The organism is Anabaena sphaerica FACHB-251 (assembly GCF_014696825.1).
Lineage (GTDB): Bacteria > Cyanobacteriota > Cyanobacteriia > Cyanobacteriales > Nostocaceae > RDYJ01.
The window spans coordinates 169661-192183 of record NZ_JACJQU010000003.1 but is presented as its reverse complement, the minus strand read 5'-3'; the positions used below and the strand labels follow the sequence as shown (position 1 = coordinate 192183).

At 38.5% G+C, this 22523-nt stretch carries 20 protein-coding genes; 5 read left to right on the top strand and 15 right to left on the bottom strand.

Annotated elements, in window-relative coordinates; translation table 11 throughout:
* Nucleotides 1-25 precede the first annotated feature (25 nt).
* Nucleotides 26-991 (bottom strand): phosphate/phosphite/phosphonate ABC transporter substrate-binding protein, encoded by a 966-nt coding sequence (phnD, locus tag H6G06_RS07875; RefSeq protein WP_190558783.1) that lies wholly within the window; start codon nt 989-991, stop codon nt 26-28.
* Between the two features lie 457 nt (nt 992-1448).
* Here phnD and H6G06_RS07870 point away from each other — a divergent pair, with 457 nt between their 5' ends.
* A complete protein-coding gene (locus H6G06_RS07870) occupies nt 1449-1592 on the top strand; it encodes a hypothetical protein (RefSeq protein ID WP_190558781.1) in 144 nt (47 codons plus the stop codon).
* Nucleotides 1593-2533: 941 nt separating this feature from the next.
* On the opposite strand, the gene H6G06_RS07865 is transcribed toward H6G06_RS07870, so the two are convergent.
* On the bottom strand, nt 2534-5206 hold the full coding sequence (locus H6G06_RS07865; protein WP_190558779.1) for a DEAD/DEAH box helicase: 2673 nt from the start codon (nt 5204-5206) through the stop codon (nt 2534-2536).
* A gap of 180 nt (nt 5207-5386) precedes the next feature.
* Between H6G06_RS07865 and H6G06_RS07860 the strand changes: the two genes are divergently transcribed.
* Together H6G06_RS07860 and H6G06_RS07855 are read left to right on the top strand one after the other, a co-directional pair.
* Nucleotides 5387-5638, top strand: a complete 252-nt coding sequence (locus H6G06_RS07860) for a DUF2281 domain-containing protein (protein ID WP_190558777.1) — start codon at nt 5387-5389, stop codon at nt 5636-5638.
* Nucleotides 5639-6031, top strand: a complete 393-nt coding sequence (locus tag H6G06_RS07855) for a type II toxin-antitoxin system VapC family toxin (protein WP_190558775.1) — start codon at nt 5639-5641, stop codon at nt 6029-6031.
* Here the strand turns inward: H6G06_RS07855 and H6G06_RS07850 are convergent, their stop codons facing one another.
* The 3 genes from H6G06_RS07850 to H6G06_RS07840 are packed head-to-tail and all read right to left on the bottom strand — an operon-like array spanning nt 6032 to nt 8299.
* Nucleotides 6032-6235 carry a hypothetical protein gene (locus H6G06_RS07850; protein ID WP_242039626.1) on the bottom strand — a complete coding sequence of 68 codons (204 nt, stop codon included), beginning with the start codon at nt 6233-6235 and terminating at the stop codon, nt 6032-6034. It abuts the gene before it with no gap.
* Between the two features lie 37 nt (nt 6236-6272).
* Nucleotides 6273-7718 (bottom strand): N-6 DNA methylase, encoded by a 1446-nt coding sequence (locus H6G06_RS07845; protein WP_190558773.1) that lies wholly within the window; start codon nt 7716-7718, stop codon nt 6273-6275.
* Entirely contained in the window at nt 7715-8299 is a 585-nt protein-coding gene (locus H6G06_RS07840) for a restriction endonuclease subunit S (protein WP_190558771.1), read from the bottom strand. The genes H6G06_RS07845 and H6G06_RS07840 overlap by 4 nt, the downstream gene beginning before the upstream one ends.
* Before the next feature lie 248 nt (nt 8300-8547).
* Here H6G06_RS07840 and H6G06_RS07835 point away from each other — a divergent pair, with 248 nt between their 5' ends.
* Together H6G06_RS07835 and H6G06_RS07830 are read left to right on the top strand one after the other, a co-directional pair.
* Entirely contained in the window at nt 8548-8868 is a 321-nt protein-coding gene (locus tag H6G06_RS07835; protein WP_190558769.1) for a hypothetical protein, read from the top strand.
* Nucleotides 8869-8978: 110 nt separating this feature from the next.
* Nucleotides 8979-9158, top strand: a complete 180-nt coding sequence (locus tag H6G06_RS07830; RefSeq protein WP_242039625.1) for a hypothetical protein — start codon at nt 8979-8981, stop codon at nt 9156-9158.
* A gap of 101 nt (nt 9159-9259) precedes the next feature.
* On the opposite strand, the gene proC is transcribed toward H6G06_RS07830, so the two are convergent.
* From proC to H6G06_RS07780, 10 genes are all read right to left on the bottom strand, one after another.
* Nucleotides 9260-10075 (bottom strand): pyrroline-5-carboxylate reductase, encoded by an 816-nt coding sequence (proC, locus tag H6G06_RS07825; protein ID WP_190558766.1) that lies wholly within the window; start codon nt 10073-10075, stop codon nt 9260-9262.
* 80 nt (nt 10076-10155) lie between these two features.
* Entirely contained in the window at nt 10156-10749 is a 594-nt protein-coding gene (locus H6G06_RS07820; RefSeq protein WP_190558764.1) for a cell division protein SepF, read from the bottom strand.
* A 333-nt stretch (nt 10750-11082) separates the two neighbouring features.
* Complete coding sequence (locus tag H6G06_RS07815; RefSeq protein WP_190558762.1) at nt 11083-11766, bottom strand: YggS family pyridoxal phosphate-dependent enzyme; 684 nt, start codon at nt 11764-11766, stop codon at nt 11083-11085.
* On the bottom strand, nt 11763-12041 hold the full coding sequence (gene pipX / locus H6G06_RS07810; protein ID WP_190558760.1) for a transcriptional coactivator PipX: 279 nt from the start codon (nt 12039-12041) through the stop codon (nt 11763-11765). Before pipX ends, H6G06_RS07815 begins: the two co-directional genes overlap by 4 nt.
* 1020 nt (nt 12042-13061) lie before the next feature.
* A complete protein-coding gene (locus H6G06_RS07805) occupies nt 13062-14063 on the bottom strand; it encodes an NAD-dependent epimerase/dehydratase family protein (protein ID WP_190558758.1) in 1002 nt (333 codons plus the stop codon).
* Between the two features lie 146 nt (nt 14064-14209).
* A complete protein-coding gene (locus H6G06_RS07800) occupies nt 14210-16126 on the bottom strand; it encodes a TubC N-terminal docking domain-related protein (RefSeq protein ID WP_190558757.1) in 1917 nt (638 codons plus the stop codon).
* Between the two features lie 148 nt (nt 16127-16274).
* Nucleotides 16275-16580, bottom strand: a complete 306-nt coding sequence (locus H6G06_RS07795; protein ID WP_190558755.1) for a phosphopantetheine-binding protein — start codon at nt 16578-16580, stop codon at nt 16275-16277.
* Nucleotides 16581-17909 carry a phthiocerol/phthiodiolone dimycocerosyl transferase family protein gene (locus H6G06_RS07790; protein WP_190558753.1) on the bottom strand — a complete coding sequence of 443 codons (1329 nt, stop codon included), beginning with the start codon at nt 17907-17909 and terminating at the stop codon, nt 16581-16583.
* A gap of 2 nt (nt 17910-17911) precedes the next feature.
* On the bottom strand, nt 17912-19567 hold the full coding sequence (locus tag H6G06_RS07785) for a PfaD family polyunsaturated fatty acid/polyketide biosynthesis protein (RefSeq protein WP_190558751.1): 1656 nt from the start codon (nt 19565-19567) through the stop codon (nt 17912-17914).
* 100 nt (nt 19568-19667) lie between these two features.
* Complete coding sequence (locus tag H6G06_RS07780) at nt 19668-22472, bottom strand: PfaB family protein (RefSeq protein WP_190558749.1); 2805 nt, start codon at nt 22470-22472, stop codon at nt 19668-19670.
* Nucleotides 22473-22523 lie beyond the last annotated feature (51 nt).

Genomic DNA, 22523 nt, shown 5'->3' with positions numbered 1-22523 from the left:
TGATTTTTTTTTTGATTTTGTATAGTTAATTTGGAGTGTTTTCATCTAATTTTGTTTGCAATTGCCTAATTGGTTCGTAGTTCATATCATCTACAAGGGTATATCCTACTATTTCTGCTCCTGAAACTGATACAATAGCATTTGGAGCATCAATTAATGCCTTTTTGAGACTATAAATTAATTTCTGGTCGAGCTTGCTAGATATAACTATCGGATCAGTTGGTAATGGTGATGACTCCCAAATCTTTACATACTTTGCCTGAGGAAGTTTGTTTTCTGATTGTGCCTTAAAATAAGCTTCTTGCTGCACTGCTACAGCATCAACTTCGTCAGCAATTAACGCTTCTAAAGCCTGATCATGACTACCTAAAAATTGAACTTCACTAAAGGTTTTGTCAGGATCAATTTCTTCCTTCTTAAATAACTCTACCCAAGGAATCAAAAAACCAGTGGTAGAGGATTTACTGACAAATCCAAATCGTTTATTTGTCAAATCCTTTACGCTTTTGATATGAGCAGAATTGGCAATTATCATGCTAGTATGCCAAGGTCTACCTGTCGCTTTATTAATGGGTGCAAGTATGGGTTCAATATTGGGATTTTTTTGCTTGGCTTTGACATAACTAAGGGAACCCAAATAAGCAATTTGTACTTGTTCTGTTACCAGCAAGTTTATGGCTGTATCATAGTCTGGCTGCACGTGAATATTAAATTTGCGTCTTATAGTCTTTTCTAAATACTCATCTAAAATTTTTAATTGTTTTGCTTGTGCTTGAGAAGATTGAATAGGAATCACAGCGATATGAAGCGTTTTTGATTGCTGACCTACAGCAGAATTTTGACCAGCTGCTAAGGTGTTAGGATTGGAAAGAGTTTGATTTTCCTCACTAGAACATCCCATATTCAAAAAAAACAGTGTTAATATGAGTACCAGTGATGTCCGTAGTCTAGGGTAGGGGTAAATGGAGATTTTCCTCTGATAATAAGCCATAGGTCAAATATTCTTAATCTGAGTAAGGATCAAAAATCTAGGAGAAGTCACTACTAAGTAGAACGACGTGAAAAAACAAAAGTATGTAACAAAATGTAAAGTAGCCTAAAAACCTCTTCACTCTTGCCTTTTGCCTCTTGCCTTTTGTCTTGTCATAACGACAAATTTTAACGCCAACCTACTTACATGACTTCAACATATATGCTTACCATTCCCTATTGTCGAAGTAAATAAACGGTATCCGGGAAAATTATGTGCGATATACACTTTCAATTAACGCGATATCACTAAGGGTTGCTTTGTCTTTACCTGGATTTAAACTAGAGTTAATTCTAGTAAAGCAGTAATTAGTTCATCTTGCTTACCATCTATTAGCAATTCGCAAAGTGCCTGATTTGACTTTAATCCTTTAATCAAAGTCTGTTTACCCTGCGCTGTGATGTGATTTCGTCGCCAATTGAGTTTTTCTAAAGTTTGGTTTTGTGGTAGGATTTTAGCGATCGCTGCCGCACCTATATCACCTAAATTATTACCAGTTGCACCTAAAACCTTGATTTCGTTTGATATTGAGTTGGTTGTGAGATTCCCCCAACCTCCTTAAAAAGGGGGGCTTCACAATAGACATCTCCGGTAATTAAATGTGCGTGGTTTGAAACCCTTGTAGAGACGTTCCGGTGGAACGTCTCTACCATATTTCCGGAGAGGTCTAATAGGGTCTCCAGGATAAATACCGCAGATAAACGCAGATAAACGCGGATAAAAATAGGTTAATTAATACCGCTTATATCCCCGATTTTTTTGATAAATCTGGATGCTGGGTATTATTCCTGTATCATAGCTTTATGTAAGGTAAAATATAGGGTAAGTTATGAATAACGATTTACTCGCTTTTTTAGCAGGTGTGGGTTTACTGATTGCCTATCTCATCTTCTCTGCATTAACGGAAATGGGTACTAAACTACCAGGGAAGAAATGAGTTATTGCTGCTTTACATTTCTCAACTCATGAAATCCCACAAAAGGGCTATAAATAATTTAAGATGAGTTTAAATACCTGTTTTGGGGGAATTGTGGCAAATGCGAGACCCACAGAAAAACCACATCAAAATTGATCCGGCAACTCTGGTTTTAATTACATCGGCTTTGATACTTTTGCCGTTACTGCTTGCTGGTTTTTTAGGTCAGTAAATCCGCTGGTGAAAAAAAGGTTTTCAGGTAAAAATTCAGGATTCAGTCAGGGTTGAGTAGGGTCAAACCCTTACAGGATTCAGGAGTCAGAATGCTTGTCACATCAGAAATAGAGAAAAGCGAGTTTTTGTACCAATCATCACTGACAATAAACCTATTCTATTTGATAATTGCTCTTCCCAATTACCAATTACCAGCCCCAACAAATACAATATTAAATGTCCAAAATTTATCAGTTAATACTGTTGACTTCAACCTGTAAATGTGATATCTTCGTTTTTGATAAGGAAGAACTAGGTTAAATTTATTAATTCAAAAATCGAATGCAGTAGGCGGGCAATGCCCAACCTAAAGCTTATTCCATCGCTTCATTCACAGGGAACCTGTCAATTAACTGCATAGCCCGTTGAGTATTGCGCCGCAGAGAGTCTTGTACATAGGGAACATGGGGAATCTGGGATAATAAATCCAATGTGCGACGTAACAGCCTGACAACATCACCTTCATCCAAAGTTGTATTTGCACATAGTTGCACCCAATCCATACCCAAAGCCCACTGTTCGACAATGGCAATTAATTCAAACTCCAACCAAATAGGCAGAGCCACATTATACCGTCGTTGGACTTGGAACACTTGGCGACGAATTCCCCGCAATTTAGCTAAAGCATCCGCAACTTCATTACTGAGGTCAAAGCGCACTTTACTATCTGGGCGTGGTGTTTCTGTCACCAAAGCCGCAGCCGCAGCAGCTAAATGATGGGGATCTAAATTATCCAGTTCACCACTGGCGATCGCTAAACCTAACCATAATTCATTTTCACCCCGAATCGCAGCGGCCATTTGTCCCAGTTCCGTAGGTGCTAAATTATCCAACCCGCCAAAGTGCTGTAATATCTGAATTAAATTCAGAAACTCTTCCCAATGTTGTTGCGAGTGTTGTTCTACTTGCTCCTCTAAACCTTCCAGTTCAGCTTCTAATTCCACACAACGCGCTCTTTGTTTAAATATATTGGCAATATTTCCTGATTGATGTAAAGGGTGATTTTCTATTTGCGCTTGGACAGCGTTAACCCGACTCAGTTGTGTAGCCACTTCCGGAGGCATATACATAAACTCGCTCGGATCGGGTATGCTTTGGGCGATCGCCGCAGTTTGTGCATTACCACGCACAGACTGACCCCGTTTCAAACCCAATTCTGATGGTGGTAAAATATCATCTGGAACTTCCACCCTGGGCATTTCCGCATATAAGTCAATTACATCGGCAGTTGTAGCCACATACCAGCGGTTATCTTGTCCCAAACAGACCAAGTAAGACATTGGACCCACTTCTGGGGCTTTACCAAACAATACTGCTGTTAAAGGTAAAGTCGCTGTCATGTTTTTATCTTTCAAACTTAACAGCGTCCCAGTCACAGCAAAATCTAACATCATCGACAATTGTTCTTGTCTGTCTTCCCGTGCTTGTTCTTGTAGAGTCTTAAAAATATGCCGTTCTACTTTTAAACGTTGTCGCAATTTTTCATACAGCGCCAATTCATTTTCATCAACTGCGGCTAATTCTGTCTGAATTTTCTCTAATTCGGCTTTAATTTCCGCTATTTCGTCATACTCTGGCTTTAAATACAAAGTCGCCATGTACTGTCCAAAACTGCGTTCTATCAGTTCCCTAGTTTGTTCCAAGGTATGGGTTTGCAGCAAGTTCAGCACCATACCATAGCTAGGAGTAAACTGACTAACCAGAGGATCTGCTGGAGATGTAGCCAAATAAGCTGCTTCTTTTGCCCCTTCAAAGGGAGTTTGTAAAGTCACTACGTGACCTTGTAAATCCATCCCCCGCCGACCAGCACGCCCGGACATTTGCAGAAATTCCGAAGCTTTTAACAAGCGGTGTCCGTTATCAGTGCGCTTGGAAAGGGTAGAAATCACCGTTGTCCGCGCTGGCATATTAATACCCGCTGCCAGGGTTTCCGTTGCAAAGACGACTTTAATTAATCCCTGTTGAAACAGTTCCTCAACTAAGACTTTCCAAGCTGGTAAAATGCCGGCATGATGAGCCGCAACACCTCTGTAGAGTGGTGCAATTTGTCCAGAACGTCCTGCTTCCGGGTTACGAGCTAAAAAGTCATCAATCTGCCTACGTAATATTTGGGATTCTTCGTTATTAACTAGCCATAAATCCCCTACTTCTCCCACGGCTTTATCACAGCCCCGACGGCTAAAAATAAAGAAAATTGCTGGCAGCATATCCCGCTGCTCTAATTGGCTGATGGTATAAATAATGCCAGGTGCTTCTGGTCTACCGGCTTTCCCTCTTTCCCCAGGACCTTTTTTACCACGTTTGATCAAACGGGGGTTAATTTTGGTGTTGCTGTCATTCAGCAGCGGGAACAGCCCTTTGGGATTACAAAAGTGAAATTCTAAGGGGACTGGGCGAAAATCCGAGTAAATTAGGTCTGTGGGTCCATGAACACGATTTAACCAGTCCGTGAGTTGGTCACTATTAGCCACAGTAGCGGAAAGAGCCACAAGTTGCACTTCACGGGGACAGTAGATGATTGATTCTTCCCAGACTGTACCCCGTTGGCGATCGTTCATGTAGTGGCACTCATCTAAGACCACAGCCTCAACGTCTGTCAAAGAGATGCCGATTTGACCTATGGGTGTGCCATAAAGCATATTGCGGAAAATTTCGGTGGTCATGACTAAAATCGGTGCATCCCTGTTAATGGAGGCATCCCCGGTTAAGAGTCCGACTTGATCAAATCCGAATTTTTCCCGAAAATCGCGTAATTTTTGATTCGATAACGCTTTGAGGGGGGTGGTGTAAAATACACGTTTCCTTCGCGCCAGGGCGCGATAAATGGCGTATTCCCCAATTAATGTTTTACCTGAACCTGTGGGCGCACAGACAACTACTGAGCGGCCAGCATTGAGGGAGGCGATCGCATCTAGCTGGAATTGATCCAACTCAAAGGGAAAAATAGACCCTAAATTAATTTCTGAAGACGGGGCGGGATAGTTCACTCAATCATCTTTTGCATCCAGACTATTTATTATCATAACCTGATTAGGGATTTGCTACGTTGAGAGCTAAAGCACAACTTCTGGAGGCGGAGCTATAGGTTTTTCGATAATAACATCTACAATAGAATAATTTCACCGATCATCTCATTCAATGGCCGTCTATTTACCTAGAACTCTATTATGACCATTGCTGAACAGATTTATGCACTCGTCAAAGCCCTTCCCCAAGATCAGGCAGATGAGATTCTGACTTTTGCTGAGTTTATCCGTGCCAAACATCTCAATGCTAACCAAACTGTGAACCAATCTGCAAACCAGTTTTCTTGGGCAGAACTCGTTTATTCACTTGCTGGAAGTTGGAAAGAGGACTTTCCTACATTAGAAGAGATACGCGCTGAATCGGGACAAGACATCTTGCGGGAGAGCCTCTAGATGTACGTTTTGGATACCAACACCTTGATTTACTATTTCAAAGGTCAAGGACAAGTTGCTCAAAATCTTGCCAATATCTCTGCTGAGGAAATTAGTATTCCTACGATTGTTCTCTTTGAATTACAAGTCGGCATTGCTAAGTCCACTTCACCCGCAAAACGCACCCAACAACTTCAGCAATTTCTGAGCCGAGTTAAAGTGATTCCGTTTGATAGAGATGCTGCTCTTGCTGCTGCTACAATTCGTGCTGAGTTGGAGCAGCAAGGAACTCCCATCGGTCAAATAGATGTTTTGATTGCCGGGACAGCCATAGCACTTCAATCAACTTTGGTTACTCACAATGTCAATGAGTTTTCCAGGGTTTCGGGACTGGTAATTGTTGACTGGTACTGATTACCAATCAATAACCTGCAAAGATGACTTGAAAAGCTGATAGGTTAGTGCGATGGCTTCGCCGTAGGCATCGCTCGAATTAATCTCAGGTAATTGATCATGCCATTCTGTAAAAAAATCCTGAGATTGACTGCGGCTCAAACTAAATTGTTTTTCTGCCTCAGCAATGGTGGTGATGGTTTCAGTAACGGCTTGTGTTTGCATGGTAGCTTTCTGTTTTAGTAGTTGTATTTATTTTTTCTCATAAATTTACTCCCAGTTCACGCAGATATTTATTCATATCATTTTCTGCTTTAATGCGTTCAGCCTCTAATTCCCGCAGCTTAATAATTTCTGTCTTAATATCAATTTTTTCATTTTCGGTTTTGGGAGGTAGCACATAGCGATTGATGTTAAGGATATAGTCATTTTGTGCTATCTCTTCCAACGATACAACTTTACTATACCCTTCTTGATCAGTAAAAGAGTGGTAAATATTGACAATTTCGTTAATATGTTCTGATTGTAAATGATTTTGTCGCCCAATTTTTTGATATTTGCTACTAGCATCAATGAATAAAACTTTATTTTTGCTTTTTTCTGCTTTATTGCGGTTAAAAATTAAAATATTAGTCAGAATACCAGTATGATAGAATAAATTAGGTGCAAGACCAATTACTGCTTCAATTAAATCTTCTTCAAGAATCCTTTGGCGAATTGAACCTTCTTTACCATCACGAAATAATACACCATTTGCCACTATTATTGCTGCTTTACCAGTATTTTTTAATGTAGCTAATATATGCTGAATAAAGGCAAAATCTCCATTGTTTTTGGGTGGTATTCCATATCTAAAACGATAGTAAGAATCAAATCCTTCTATGTCATCACCCCAATGACTAATACAAAATGGGGGGTTAGCAATTACCCTATCAAAAATCATTAATTTTTTACCATCTAATAATTGAGGATCGCGAATTGTATCTCCCCATCGGATATCGCAATTAAAGATGTTGTGGAATAGTAAATTAATTTTAGCAATCACCCAAGTTTCTAAGTTTCTCTCTTGTCCATAAAAGGATATATCTTCTATATTTAATCCTCGCTGTTTTATATAGTTGACATAACCAGTAAGAAATCCACCAAATCCGCAGACAGGATCACAAATTGTCATCCCTTTTTCTAATCCTAAGAGATTAACTAACAATTGTGCTATCTTATTTGGAGTATAAGACTCTGCTGAATATTTTCCAGAATCACCCGCAAATTTTTCAATTAGATATTCGCAAGCCTTTCCTAATATATCTGGTTCTGCAAGGTTATTGTACCCAAGATTTAGATAAGAGAAATGCTGAATTAATTGTCGCAGTATCATTTCATATTGTGCAGAACCAAGACTATGATACTTATTTTCAAAGTCAATACTTGTAAAAATTTTCTCCAAATTTGGATTGTGATATTCAATCTCTTGAGATGCTATATTAAGTGCTTGACCAATATCTTTATTAACACTATGTAAGTAACTCCAATGACAACGATCAGTTACTACAAATAAACTCAAGTTATTGTTTTCATCAACAACATCAGATAAATGTTTCAGAAGCAATAGCCTAAGTAGATATTTATTATAATCGCTGGCAGGAAAATGACCGCGTAGAATATCAGCCGCACTCCAAAGCTTTTGTATTAAATCCTTTAAAGTTATCATTGTACTCCTTCTAAAATTTGAGATAAAGCTAATTGAGTTAAATGATTCCGTTGTACTAGTATTTCTAATGTAATTTGAGTGTAATGTTCAGCAGCTAAAAAGAGTTGAGCTAATTGGTTTTGTCTATCCAAACTAGGTAATGGTATCTCCAACTCTCGCAACTGTGAAATTTTTAACAACTGAGTTCCGATAGATTGACTATATAAGGTGCTAATTTGTGTTTCTAACCATTTTGAGCGCATCAACACAGCTAAAAATACTGGATTAAGATTTTCTGCCTTTACCCGTAAAACTGCCAAGTTTTGATGTGGCAAGCTACCTTTTACTTCATCTGTCACCAATGATGCTTTCAGGGGAGTTCCTCTAATTGTAATAACTACGTCATCAGTATGTAATCTGTACCGAGAGAGATTAGAAGAATCAAGTTGAGCAATGCTTAGTTCACCACCTATATATATTTGCTCAAGATTTCGTGAGTTAATAATAGGTTCTTGTGAACCAAGTTCGTTTTCATAGCGTTTGAGAGTAACTCCTTGATATATCTGTACTAAATCTTCAAGTCGAAAAATAGAATTAGACATAAATTATAGCTCTACTTGCAGTATTATCATACTTCATTAAAAGAAATATGTCTATACTGCATTGACAACCTTGAGAAGTGTTGCTAGGATATCTGAAGCTAAGATACAAAACGACGAAAAAACGCCACCTGGACTGGTACTCCAGATAGCGTCTTCTTCTAATTTTCAGAATTTTGTAGCTTGGTTAGCCATTAACGGTCTTGCCGACTGAATTCTAGAACCTCAATATAAATCAAGGAACAATTTTTATGGCTATTAGCTTAGACAATAATAACTCAAGCCAGCCTCAGTTTCAACCAGGTATCCGCCTACAGTTGCCAAACTTGCCAGGTGTGGAATACCAAATTGTGATGATTCCCCAGAGTCAAAACCAGAAACCAGACGCTAGGGTAGTAAAGAATGAACTTAAGCCAAATGCAAAGGCTTGTAACCGCCTCATTGCTATCATCATAGAATATGCTAAGAGTCAAGGAAAAGCTAATAATTTGCCTTACCTCAAGAGCAAAAGCTATGAAGAACTTTGTGTATATATTGAACAATTTTGGCCAGTGCTAATTCCCCAGATATAAGAGCTTATAGTTGTGGCTATGGAATAACAAAGCCTCTAATGGAGGATAACTTGCTATTCCATAGTCATTTCTAGTTTCCCAATCTCATCAGCTATAAATGGAGATATAAGATGACTGTAGAGCGATTAAAATTGCTGGTAGATTTTGCTGCTTACTTAGCAAATGCTGAAAACGAAGCAGCAACACAAGAACTTTTAGCAATTCCTGGTTTACTAGAGCGAGTTAAGCAAAATCAAACAACCCCTAAAGCCGATTTCACAAACTGGAGAAACCTTCGATCTGATGTATGAAGTTTCACTGATGAGTGCATGAAAATATTTATTGATATGAACCTTTGCGCCTTTGCGTCTTTGCGTGAAACTTTCCTTAACTTGAATTTTGAATTAATTTTTTATCCTTTCCCCAACTCCTGAGAACGATGAGCAGCAGCTTTCACAGCTTGAATTAAAGCAGAACGAAACCCAGCCTTTTCTAACTCGCTCACTCCTGCAATAGTCGTCCCCCCAGGACTGGTAACTCTATCTTTCAATTCTGCGGGGTGGATTTTTGTTTCTTCTATGAGTTTAGCCGTTCCCAATACCGTATGCAAAGCTAACTGTTTAGCCACTGCTCTAGGTAAACCCACCGCCACACCCCCATCAGCTAAGGCTTCGATCATTAACGCTACATAAGCAGGGCCACTACCAGATAACCCTGTCACAGCATCCATTAAAGATTCTGGAACTTCGACAACTTCCCCCACAGCGGAAAAAATTTCCTGTGCTGTTTGCTGATGTCTGGGCTGAGTGTAAGCACCTAAACAAATAGCCGTCATTCCTGCTCCCACTGTAGCAGGAGTATTGGGCATAGCGCGAACAACTGGCAATTGGGGAAAAGCTGCTTCTAGAGGTTTTAAAGGCACACCCGCCAAAATAGAAATAATTAGGGGTGAATGTTCTACAGGTAATATATCTGCTAATTCTTGAGCGATCGCACTAAACACTTGAGGCTTGACAGCCAACATTACAGCTTCTTGAGACTGAGATAACACCAGACAATTATCCGTCGTTACAGTTACCCCATATTGCTGCTGTAGGAAACTCCCGCGAGCGGCTTGGGGTTCACTGACTATGACTTCAGAACCCTGATAAATTCCCCGCGCAATAAGGCGGGATAAGAGAGCTTCTCCCATTACCCCGCCACCAATTAAACCAAATTTAATAGTCATTTAGTTAATAGTCATTTAGTTATTGGTCATTAGTCATTAGTCAGCATAAGGACAAGGAACCAATGACTAATCTAACTTCATTATTGTGCCATGCGGTTGACTTCGCTGCCCCAAGTTGGAGTTGCACCTGTGGGACGAACCGGACGTGCTGGTGGTTGGGGTACTTCATGTAAAAAACCGCCTTGAGTGCTGACTTGCACGCAACTGGGTGTAAACAAAAAGATACTTTCGCCAATGCGCTCTTGATGTCCATCAAGCGCGTAAGTACCACCGGCAACAAAATCTACTGCCCGTTGAGCCTGATCTGGGTCCATAATAGTCAAGTTTAATACTACAGACTTGCGCTCTCGTAATGCTTGAATTGCCTGGGGCATTTCTTCAAAAGTGCGGGGTTCGAGGACTAAAACTTCAGAAATTCCATTAATTGCGCCTGGCATACCAATCACATTACTCATAGGCTTTGATCCTGCTGCTGCTACTTCTTCTCCCATTGTAGGAGCGGGTTCGCGCCAACGTCGATTGGGAGCAGGGTTTTCTTGTGGAGCAGGTTGAGCATTTTCTTGCTGATACAGATTTTGGTAGCTATCGGTATCTGGCTCCTCTTCGTAGTATTCGTATTCTACTTGCTCGTTCAAACCCACAAAATCCCTAAGTTTGGAAAATATATTGTTCATTGTCTACGCTCCCAGTGGAAATTACCTTAATTGATCCGGCTGTAAATTTTGGTAGCCAGTATAGATAGTAGCTGCTGCCTTGAGCAATTTTATTGCTGTTTGTATCCTCTAGTACAGGTTTTCATAAAGAAAATACTGTTCTAGAAAGAACTTTATATGGACATAACAATGAGTCAAAATTATATCCTAAAGTTTGGGTAATGAAAAGTTCTTTACCTCTAATTTGGTCTTAGTAATTACATTTGTCAAGTCTATATCTGGCTACCTATTTTTAAGCAACAGGCACTGACTTGATTGTCAGTCCTGAGTTTTTTAAGATACATCTACATCTGGTTAGATCTTGGCAAGTTGGAAGCGATGCCCAAACAAAATAGTCCCTAGCCTTACCATTGTTGCACCTGCTTGTATTGCCAATTGATAATCTCCAGACATACCCATAGATAGATGCTGCATTTTGATATTTCCCCATCCTTGTGATGCAATTTCCTGAGCTAAATTCCTGGTATCATTAAACACATTAAAGATTTTCCCCTCATCCAAGCCACGAGGGGGAATTGTCATCAAACCTTGAATTTGCAAATTTTTACATTGGTTAAGTGCCGCCAAGTCAGCTAATAGATCTGGTATCATCCAACCTGACTTGTGAGGATCGGGGAGAATTTTGACTTGTAGGCAAACCAGGGGACTCACTCCCAGCTGTTGCGCCAGGGTATCCAGACGCTGGGCTATGTGTAGATTATCTACTGAGTGAATCCAATCAAATAATTCCAGAGCTTTTTTGGCTTTGTTGCTTTGTAAATTTCCAATGAAGTGCCAAGTAATATCCGGCAGATCCTGCAACTGCGTTTGTTTACTGGCAGCTTCTTGGATGCGACTTTCAGCAAAATCACGAATGCCTGCGGCGTATGCTTCCCGCATCAGTTCGGTTGGAACTTGCTTACTAACAGCAATTAATCGCACTGAAGAAGGAACCGAGGCACGAATGGTAACAATACGTTCACTAATCAAACTAGTCATTGGAATGTGCGTTGGAAAACACTTTGAAGCTGATCGTACTCTTGGGACTTACCACTACGACGCAAAGTACGCAAACGATTTTCCAGCATCATTCTCGCTTCAGTCCGTCCAATCGACTGAAATTTAATACCTTTAACGTCATTTGTTACCAAAAAAAATAAGCGTTGGGCATAAAGTGTAGTAAACAGATCCTGGTTATCATCAACCATAGAGATCCTATATAGTAAACCCCACGTTGGATGATTGATGTAAGTTTCTGAGTAGTCTGGATTCATTTAATAGTCAAGGTTTGGAGTATATATTCTTTTTTCGCAGTGAAATACAACCATTCCGACGATAATAAATATTCTTTCGCCAAGATTTTTGCTGACAATGCGAAGCTAACGACATTTTGCCAGGTAATGGCTGACATGAAGACCTTGATCTAGTTTCTGGTTCCTGCCTCCTGTTTACTGCCTCCTGCCCTATGGCTTACGCCACGCTGCCCTATCGGGTGATGCCTCCGGCATACCTTCGGTGTTAGCGTTCACGTGGTGTGCCGTAAGCATAGCTCTACGAAGTAGCACGCCACTTGCTTGATGCTGGAAAACCCTTCCACCGCAATGGCTCACCTCTCGCCTCCTATGAAGTTCCTCAGAGCGAAAATCAGCTTTTGGACTTCTCGTTGCACAGGCTTATTTCCATCCTGCCATAATTCTGGCTTTATGGCGCAAATCTCAGCAGATGATGTTGTTCAGGCTGGGATAATTCATAATTCATAATAGAGTGATAGTGCTTTATGGCATATTATATGGCTTCAAAGCAGACATATTACCCGATAGCAGCCATATTTGTACTTATAAGACAAAGCATATAATTACCGTATTAATATCACAAACTCATTTGCCTTGGACATAACGCGGCGTAGTTCCGTAGCGCCGGAGGTGGATATCAAAAAGCTAAAGATTTTGCCACTTGTTACTTTCTGAGATGATGTTTTAAAAGTCCTCTTGTGAGTATAAAAACGTTTTATATCCCCCTAAATTCCCCTTGAAAAGGGGGGCTTGGGGGGATCTGCGGGTGTCAGATACCACACGAAAAAGTTTATGGCTACGCCACGCAAGCTATCAAACAACCTCTTAGATTTTAAAAAGCCCTGTAGTGGTAAGGATGGTGCTAAAAACCAAATTTTAGAGGCAAGAATGATTAAATCAAATTTGTCATCTTGACTAAATTTCGGTGTATAAATTTCTGGAGGCTCGTTAATTTGATGGGTGATGAAAATGAAGAAGTAAAAGTTGATATGATAGTAAGGATCAAATCAATTCTTGGATATCGGTTTTTTTCAACCATTCATGAGTCCGAAGCATTCCCTCTTTTAAATCAATTTTTGGCTGATAACCCAAAATAGTTTTAGCTTTGGTAATGGAATAGGCATAAGGACGAGTGATAAAATCTAGAGATTCTGGCAGAATATCAGCTTTTTTTCGCAATAGTTTCTGTCCTTGACGACGCACTTGCAACAATAATTTAAGTTCATCTTTGGGCAAAGACATGAAAGTTGCTAAACCTTCAATTGCAGCTAAATGTGCGAAATACTCTTTCCAAGAAGTTTCTTGCCCATCTGTGATATTAAATATTTCTCCAGATGGTTCTTTTTCAACAGCCAAAAAAAGAGCCTCAATGAGGTTATCTATATAGAGATGATTACTTACACCTTTACCATCATTGGCATAAGCAAAGAAATTTTGGCGCATCAATAAAAGTGGACGCACTACCCAAGGAATACTACCTGGACCATAAACATCACCAGCACGGATGATAATAATATTAAAATCTGGGGGTGAATTCAATTTTAAAAGTGCTGATTCGGCTTCTATTTTCGTCTGGCAATAGGGGTTATTTTCTCCTGAAAGCAAACCTGATTCTGTAACTTGATTAGGATAATTAAAGCCATAAACTAGCACACTGGAAAGATGCACAAAAATTTTAACTCCAGCATCTTTGGCGGCTTTTGCCATATTCAGTGTACCAACAACATTTATTTCCCGAAATTTATTAATGTCGCCGCTTTCTTCTGACAATTGTTCTGCATGAAAAACAATATCTACTCCCTGACAAGCTTTTTGGGCAATGTTAACATCTGTTATATTACCAATCAGTAAATCAGCGTCCAAGTTAGTGGTATTTTTTTCTCTTTTCCCAGAAGTTTGTAAACCACGAACTTTCAGACCCCGTTCTAAAGCTAATTCAGCAGCACGTAAACCAATAAAATTATCGATTCCCGTAATCAGCAATGTTTTTGAAGCGATGTTCATAAGTCACACAAATTACTCAATATGTAAACAGGAAGGGGACTGGGGACTGGTAAAAGATTTGATTTTTACCAATTACCAATTACCAATTACCAATCACCTATTCCCTATTCCCTATTCCCTATTCCCTATTCCCTATTCCCTAATTCCTATTCCCTATTCCCTATTCCCTGCTCCCTATGAATTATGAATTGATTTTTACTACTTAGATTTGCTTTAAGAGAAGCAAAATGTTGTCCGCCTAATTCAATTTGTTCTGCAACACAGCCATTTTTAAACCTATCAACTAGATAGTCACTATCACGAGCAATAAAATTTGTGCCATGATCTGGTTCTATCAAACTAACTAATTGGACATTTTTAGTTTGTTGATTAGTTAAGTTAGAAAGACCTAAAAAATTAAACACCCCTGATTCATAGGTTCCGCAGGGTACAGAAGGATTATCAACACCAAAGCAATATTCATTTTCTTGAAACCAATCAAATGCAGGATAGCCGTGAAAATGAACAATTGGCGCACCATTTTCAATTAATTCCGGTGTGTATAAAGCAGCTGCTAGACTAATTGCCAGCATGACATAAATATCATAGGAAGGTTTGATATCTAATTTAGCTGACTGATTACCTACTGGTAATTGCAGATGTAAATTATTTTTTAACCCGATGCGAATGATATCTTGCTCAATATTTAAATCTGTTTTATTGGAACCTGAACGAGAACTAAGTAACCAAATATCTGGAATTTGCTTAAATACATAATCTCCGGCAATGAGGATTTTAATATAACGTCTACCTGCTTCATTTTTACGAATTTCATTACTACTAAATCCAGCAACAGGTAATAAGTTTTCCCATTCAGTAGCAGTTATTTCTGGTTTTCCTACATAATAAGGTGGTTCTGCATAAGCCACAAAACCATAAGAAACTCCCGTTCTACCATTGACTATGACATTGACAATATCTCTGTGGGACTTTCTTTTAATAACTTCAGCCAGTTTAAAACCGGGTGGAAATAAACCAGTTGAGGCTAGTTCTCGACCTAATTTCACTAATTTATGAGCATAGCTAGATATATAAGGATTATACTCTGCGATTTCAAATCTACTCATTAATAGGGGAGCAATGGGAACAAAGACTTTAGGAATCAGTGATTTGGAAATAAAATCATCTATCTCGGTTCTAGAGAAAATAGAATCTGATAGATTCATATTGAGAATAGAAATTTGGTCACTAGATACGCCAATGACAATTTCGGAAAATGTTTTTATGAGTGTATTGATACCAATGCTAATCTTTTCTTGATACTTGGTTAAGGGATTTACAAACTCATCATCTATTTTACTAAGAATGATAACTTGAGTATTTGTTGGGTCTTCAACATATTTAGCTGCATGATCTTCTGCCCAACTACTTAATTTGGCAATTTGAACAACCGACATTTTTTGCTGGTTTACTAGCCAGGGATAAGATAAAGTATAAAAAGTTTCGGCTATGAATATCCCTAATTTTCTCAACCATGAATTTGGTCTTTCTACATCTATTACTGCATCAATTTCGGCTCTGACTCCCTTCATTTTTAAAGAACGATTCCAGTTAACTATAGGAATTTTAATATCATAGAAAACTTCTGTTGTTGCTTCCTGCCACGGGATAAGAGTAACGCCCAAGGTTTTTAAATTAACTGCTAATTCTTGGCGAAATTTAATAATAGTTTGATTATGATAACCATGAGGTAAAGGTCTAAATGTAACACTGAGATTTTGAGCCATCATTGTTGGGTTAATAATTGGTGGCTGATATCCTATAGGTGATTCACCTGAAAACCCACCAATTAACCTACCGATAGTTTGCAGACTGATTCCCTGACTCAGAGGTTCAGATGCAGATTTTGTAGCGATATTCATTTCTTGTAATAATGCCAAAATATCTCCTTTGTAGGTGGCTATTTCTGCCTGTATTTCTGGTGTAATTACCCCTTTAGGAGAACGAATATTTAGTTTGCTATTTTCAACCCAGAATTCCACACCTTGTTGAGTGAGTTTCGCTAAAATTTCGGATGCGTTCATACTAAATCTCCCAGGTTTTAACGAACTACAAAGAATAGAGAAAAGAAGACACTCCGCTGAATGATGTTTCCCCCATTCGTGCGAAGTGTCAGTCTTAGAGGAGGAAAAACTTGAAAATTTTATTGAAATTCTTAAAATTCTTTATTGCTTAAATCTGCAAAATTTCTGATTCTGAATTTTCTAATTCTTCAGCCAAACGTTTTGCCAGTTCTTCAATGGTGGGATAATACCACAAATGAATTAGAGATAATTTAAATCCCAGAAATTTTTCAGCTTTACTCGCAAGAATCATGGCTTGTGATGAATCTAAACCGTAGCTATCTAACGGTTCTCGAATATCTATTTCCTCTGGTTTAACTCCCAGAATATAGGAAATATTAGCAACTAGCCAAGCTTGAATATTTGCGGTATTATCAGCCTTTTCTACAGGTGTTGTATAAAGATTTTCACTCATTTATGTACCTCTAATATGTAAGGTATTGGATGAGAGATTAAAGATGGAAGATATTACTTGGTTTACCATTTCTTCCATTGTCTCCCGACTAATTGAAGGTTGAGAAAATACAAAGTTTAACAGCATTTTGCCTTGAAAAGTTGCCACATGAATCACAAACATACCTGCATACAAAGAATGAGAACTTGCAAAACTGATTTCTTCTAGTTCCAATTCACCATAAGTTTTGGGAATCTTGACATTGCCAATATTAGATACTGAAACTGTAGCGGCTACTTGTTGGGGAAAGATCAAACAAAAATTGATAAGGTACTTGGCAATTAATACAATATTGAAAATATCACCATGCTTGATTCCCACTTCTAAATTTTGTTTTACTTTCCGTGCTATTTCCCACAAGGATGTATTTCTTTTTATGGTGTGAAACCCCATCATAGAGGTAGCTAAAACTGCTAGATTCTCTTCACTAATTGCTGGTTGTAAGCGTCTGCGTAAGTCAAGATATGATAAGCAATTTACTCGGACAGATTTTTGATTAGCTTTGATAATTTTTCTAGCTACTGTCAACATAAGTAAGGCACATAAAGCACTCTGTACTGTGGTGTTTTCTTGTTGGCAAGATTGCAAAAACTTTTCTGTTAAGTCTGGGTGAAGTTGTCTGTGAATAATTTCACTACTCCGTTTATGAATGGGTGCATTTTTTTCAAACCCTAATGTTTGTGGTTGGTTGTAAAGTTTTTGAAACCCCAGTTTTAACAGCAGTAAAAATCTGTTGATATTTCCTTTCCAACCTTGTGTATGTTTGGGTAGTAGTTTTTCAATGGGTGGTAATGGTTCTAACGTAGTAAGTTTTTGAATGGTGTGACCAGATGTAAGTCTTTGGTAATAAGTTAAAATTTCTGAGTGAAGTTGAATGCTTGATAAACCATCAGAAATTGCGTGGTGCAAGGTTGTAATTAGATAACTAATTTTTGGCTGAGACTTGATAGGAACTAGTACAACTCTCATCAGACACTTGCTACTATCAATTGCCTGATTCATTTCTTGATTAACAACTTCTTGCCATTGTTCCTCATCTAAATTATGAACAATTTGCAAACGAATTTTTTTTGTACCTGCGGTTAGAAAATGGAAACGATTTCTAAAATGGATAATTCGAGAATTTAGACGAGGATGGCGATATTGAATAATATCTAAAGCTTGTCTGAGAACTGCTTCTTGAAGGTTGCCGTTAATGCGACTAATAGTAACTAAATTCCAGGTTTTAGCACGGCTATTGAGGATTTCCATTGCTGCTTCCAGACTGCTTAATTGTCTGTTGTCTGGCATAGTCATAATCCTACTGGAAGATATTGACTGTATTCATCCGGAATTTGTAGTCCTTGAATTTTTAAGTTTTGGATGCGGTATAAAAATGTTGCTCCTGTCATAATGTTATCAGCAACTTCTACCACTTGGCGATTTTTTGGTTCAGATAAGTATGAACCTCTCACCCAATCATTAAAGCTACCCATTGCGGGTCCACACCAAATTTGATAATCAATTTCTCGACCTTTTTCTCCAGTGTTAGACCAACGAGAAGACAGTCCTAAATACCAACGAAAAATTAGAGCCATTTTCAGTTTACTATTACTCGCTGCTTTGGTTAATTTATCAGGGTTACGTTGTGATAAATAATTAACTGTTTCTTGCCAAACTTCTTGCACACTTTTTTTCAAAATTTGCTTTTCTAATTTCTCTCTTTCTGCTGGGGGAATTTCTTCAATTGAGTTGTAGTTTTTGTAAAGTTCATATAATTTTTGAGCGCGGAGAGGAAAGAGTGTACCACGTTTGAGAACTTGCAATTTTACGCCCATTTCAAACATATCTGCGGCGGGAGCCATCATCACATCAGCCATTTCGGCTTGAGCTAATAATGCTTTGGTGTATTGAGAAGTTCCGGCTTCAATACAGGATTGATTAATGGAGCCTGTGACAACATAGGCAGCACCCATGATAAAGGCAGCTAAGGCTGATTTTGGTGTAGAAATTCCGCCGGCTACGCCAATTCTTACGGGTTTTTCATACCTATATTTATTTTGAATTTCATCTCGTAATTCTAAGATGGAAGGTAATAAACATATCAGGGGACGATTATCTGTATGGCCTCCAGAATCTGCTTCTACGGTGATATCATCCGCTATGGGAATTTTACTGGCAAGAGTGGCTTGTAATTCACTAATTAAACCTTGTTCAACTAATTGTTGGAGGATTTTTGTGGGTGCAGGTTGCAGAAATTTAGTGGCCACTTCGCGGCGGGAAACTTTGGCGATGACTTTATTTTTGATTTGGATTTGATTGGCTGAATTTAAACTTAAGCCAGAGGCTCGATAGTAAACAATGTTGTCAGTTAAATCTAAAAATGCAGAGGCTTCAATAATTCGGACTTGATATTTGAGATATAAATCAATGCTACGACGTTCAATGGCTGGTTCACTAGGACTATGGAGTAAGTTAAAAGCGTAAGGTTTTTGATCTAAGGCTTGCTGAATTTTGTTAATGGCTGTCTCGACACGGGAAGGAGATAAACCTCCGGCACCAAAGACACTTAAAATTCTTTCTTTCCCTAGTGCAATTACCATTTCTTCGGAAGCAATTCCCTGAGCCATTGCACCAGTCATATAGGCATATTTTACGCCGTAAAAGTTGAGAAAGCTTGCATCACCTAATTGTTGAATTGCTAAGGGTGGAACAGCCATTAACATTTCCATTTGGGCTGTTTTACCGTTACTGGCATGAGATAAACTACCTTCGTTTGTGATGCCAATTCTCCCTTCATTTCTAACTATATAACAGGGAGATTCTAAATTCCTCAGTTTTAATTTAATTTTTTCGGCATCAAAAGAAACATTATTAAAATTACCCTGCCAAGTTTGATGATGGTTGATAAATAAGTTAGACAACTGGAGATGATTGTCTTGATTCAAGCTATTTTCTGTATTGAACATTTGAGCGAACCTCTTTACATCTAATCTGCTTGATTTGGGCGGGCAAGACTTCGGTGTGAGCGATCAGTCGAACGCTGCCCACCCTATAAACACGTGCTATTTAATTTTTCTTTCCTTGTTCAACCATCTTTTTATAAACACCTATTTGTTGTTGAATTAGGCAATTTATCTGTTGTAATGATGCTTGGCGTGATTTTAATAAAAAACTGTGAGATTTAGTCATGAGTGCATTGTTATCACTCAATTTTTGATACTGGGGATTGCTGGGATGATGGGGAATAGATTTTAAAATTCCAGATGGTTCTTGAACAAGCTCATTTTCTAGAGGAATTAAAGGCCGATTTTTGAAATTCCTGTTAGTTTCTAATTTGATTGGTGGTTGAAGATTTACCGCATGAACAGAATACAAGGGTGATAAATCTAATTCAACTTGATGGCTGACGAGTTTTGCTAATGCTCTAATCATTGAAGTATGATCATCTACTCCTCTTCTATTAACAGATATAGCCAGATGTTCTTTTTCTTTGAGGGTTGAACTTATCCATCGGGAACAGTTGCTACCAACTCCTACTTCAATAAATATTCTGAAGTTTTCATTGTAAACGCGGTTAATTAAACGAGGAAAATCAAGTTGTTCACAGAGAGATTTTGCAATATGGTGTCCTATAGTCTGACTGTCAAGTGTAATTGGTTCGTGATTTGCGGCAAAATAAAAAGTTGATTCTGGTATATCTTTAATCGGTAAGGTGTTGATTTTTGCTAGTTCATTGTACTCCGAGTGCATTGGTTGACAATGAATTACATGATTTATTGATGTGGGAAAAGCATCACATTTTAGTTTTTCAATTACTCTTTGACAAGCTTGTGTTTCTCCGGCAATGACAACTTCTTCAGGTGTATTAATTAAAGGTATATAGACGCGGTTTTCATGTTTGATGGCTTCTTTAACTTGGGAGACTGGACATATAAGAATGTAGTTACTCCAAAATTCTTGATCATCGCCATTTAAAGGTAGTCCCCAAGCTTGACGAACTGCATTTTTGGGTCCAGATAGTTGGGTTTTAAATAGAGGAGATGAGTTTAAGTAATCACTGGTATTTTTAAAGCTTGTCCAGATACCTTGTGCTAACATCATGCTGGTTTCACCAAGACTATAGCCAAAAGCGCATTGACACTGGATTTGGAAATAATTTTTGAGAATTGCGCTCATGAGTCCAGCAAAGCCAACTTCTGATTCCAGCATTGCTATTGGATCATTTATTAATTGCTGTTCTATGACTTCTAGTTGTCTTTTTGTCAGTTTATTTATGCTGCGGGGATAAATGAGTTTTTCAATGTTAGCAACTCGTTCATAAACGTTGTTAATTACTGGGTCATCATAAATTTTGGGAAATAGTCGGAAGAGATTGCGACCTATGCCAATATAAGAGGTGAAAGAACCAGGATAAACGAAAGCAACTTTACCTTTTTTTCCCTGTGGGTTGGCTGTAAAATAGCTGCCAAGGGGTGTTTGCCAGTCTTTTCCGGTCTCAAAGGCTATGTTAACACCTTGAATTGCGCGGTCTATTTCTCGTGTTAATTCTTCTTGATTCCGTGCCAGAATTGCTATGGCGTAATTTGCATTTTGATGTTTTTGAATTTGATGTTTTTGAAATTCTCTAAATGTTTGGCTGGCAAGTTGGGATAGGGAAGGAGAATTTTGAAGAGTTTTTTGCAGTGTAATAATTTGGTCTAGGAGTGAGGATTGATTTTTGGCAGCGATCGCAAATAAATAATAAGGCATTTGTTCTAAATATTTGCTGCTGCGTTCTATTTGACTGATTTCTTCGGATAAAATTAGGTGTACATAACTGCCATCGACTTCCATGCTATTAATAGCAGCTATTCTTCTATTCGCACCTGATTCTAAAAACCAGGGTTTAGATTCTGTGGCAACATAAAAGGGACTACCACGCCAAACATCTGGTGTTTTTACACCAGTCCACTGGGGAACTGCGGGAATATAGCGGTGATATAAACAAAGTGCTGTTTTAATTAAGCTAATAATTCCTGATGCGGTGTGAGTGTGTCCAATGTTAGCTTTAACACTACCTAAAGCACAGCTTAAATTTGCTTCTCCAGTTTGATAAGCTGTGATTAAACCTTGAATTTCTGCGTCATCTTGTTGGGGAATTCCACTAGCATAAACTTCCAGATAGCCAATATCTTTAGGTTGAATATCTGCCAGATAAAAAGCTGTTTGACAAGCTTGGGTAACTGCTTCCGGTTGGTGTGGAGAATTTTGCACTACACTTAAAGCATCAATTACTGCATATATGCAATAATTCTCTTGTCTGGCTGTATCTTGAAGTTGCAATACTACAGCCGCTGCACCTTCTCCTGCTAAAGTTTCATGAGCGTTTTGGTCATAACTGAGGGTATGTACATCTGTACAAAAATTTTCCTCTTTAGCAAAATCCATTGCTGCTAATAAAACAGCATCTACTTGCTTATTGGTTAATAGCTTTTGTGCTAAATTTAATCCTAAAAAAATTGAATTTTCTTCAGCAAAAGCTGGACTAGTTGCATCCCAAAGCCGCGAAATATAACTTGCTAATTTATTTTGGTGGTGAGTTTGGGATTTACTCACGATGATAACTGCAATTTTGGTTTCTGGTCGCAAGTTGGCATTTTTGAGAGTCTTATCAGCCACTTTTAACATTAATTGTTGTTGCGGTGATAATTGTTGAATTTCTGCTAATGGAATTGGTAATGATGGTGTTTCTCCATAGGTAAGAGGTGTAAAATCCTGTTTCCCTTGGTAAATACTGCGTTCAAAACTATCTAATTCTTGAGAACCACTAACAAGGCAATCCATGCCTATAATTGCCATTTTAGGAAGTTTATTTGCTACAAGTTCTTTCATGATTATTCTCCAGTTTTTGGGAATTAAGGAATATATCACGCAGAGGCAGAG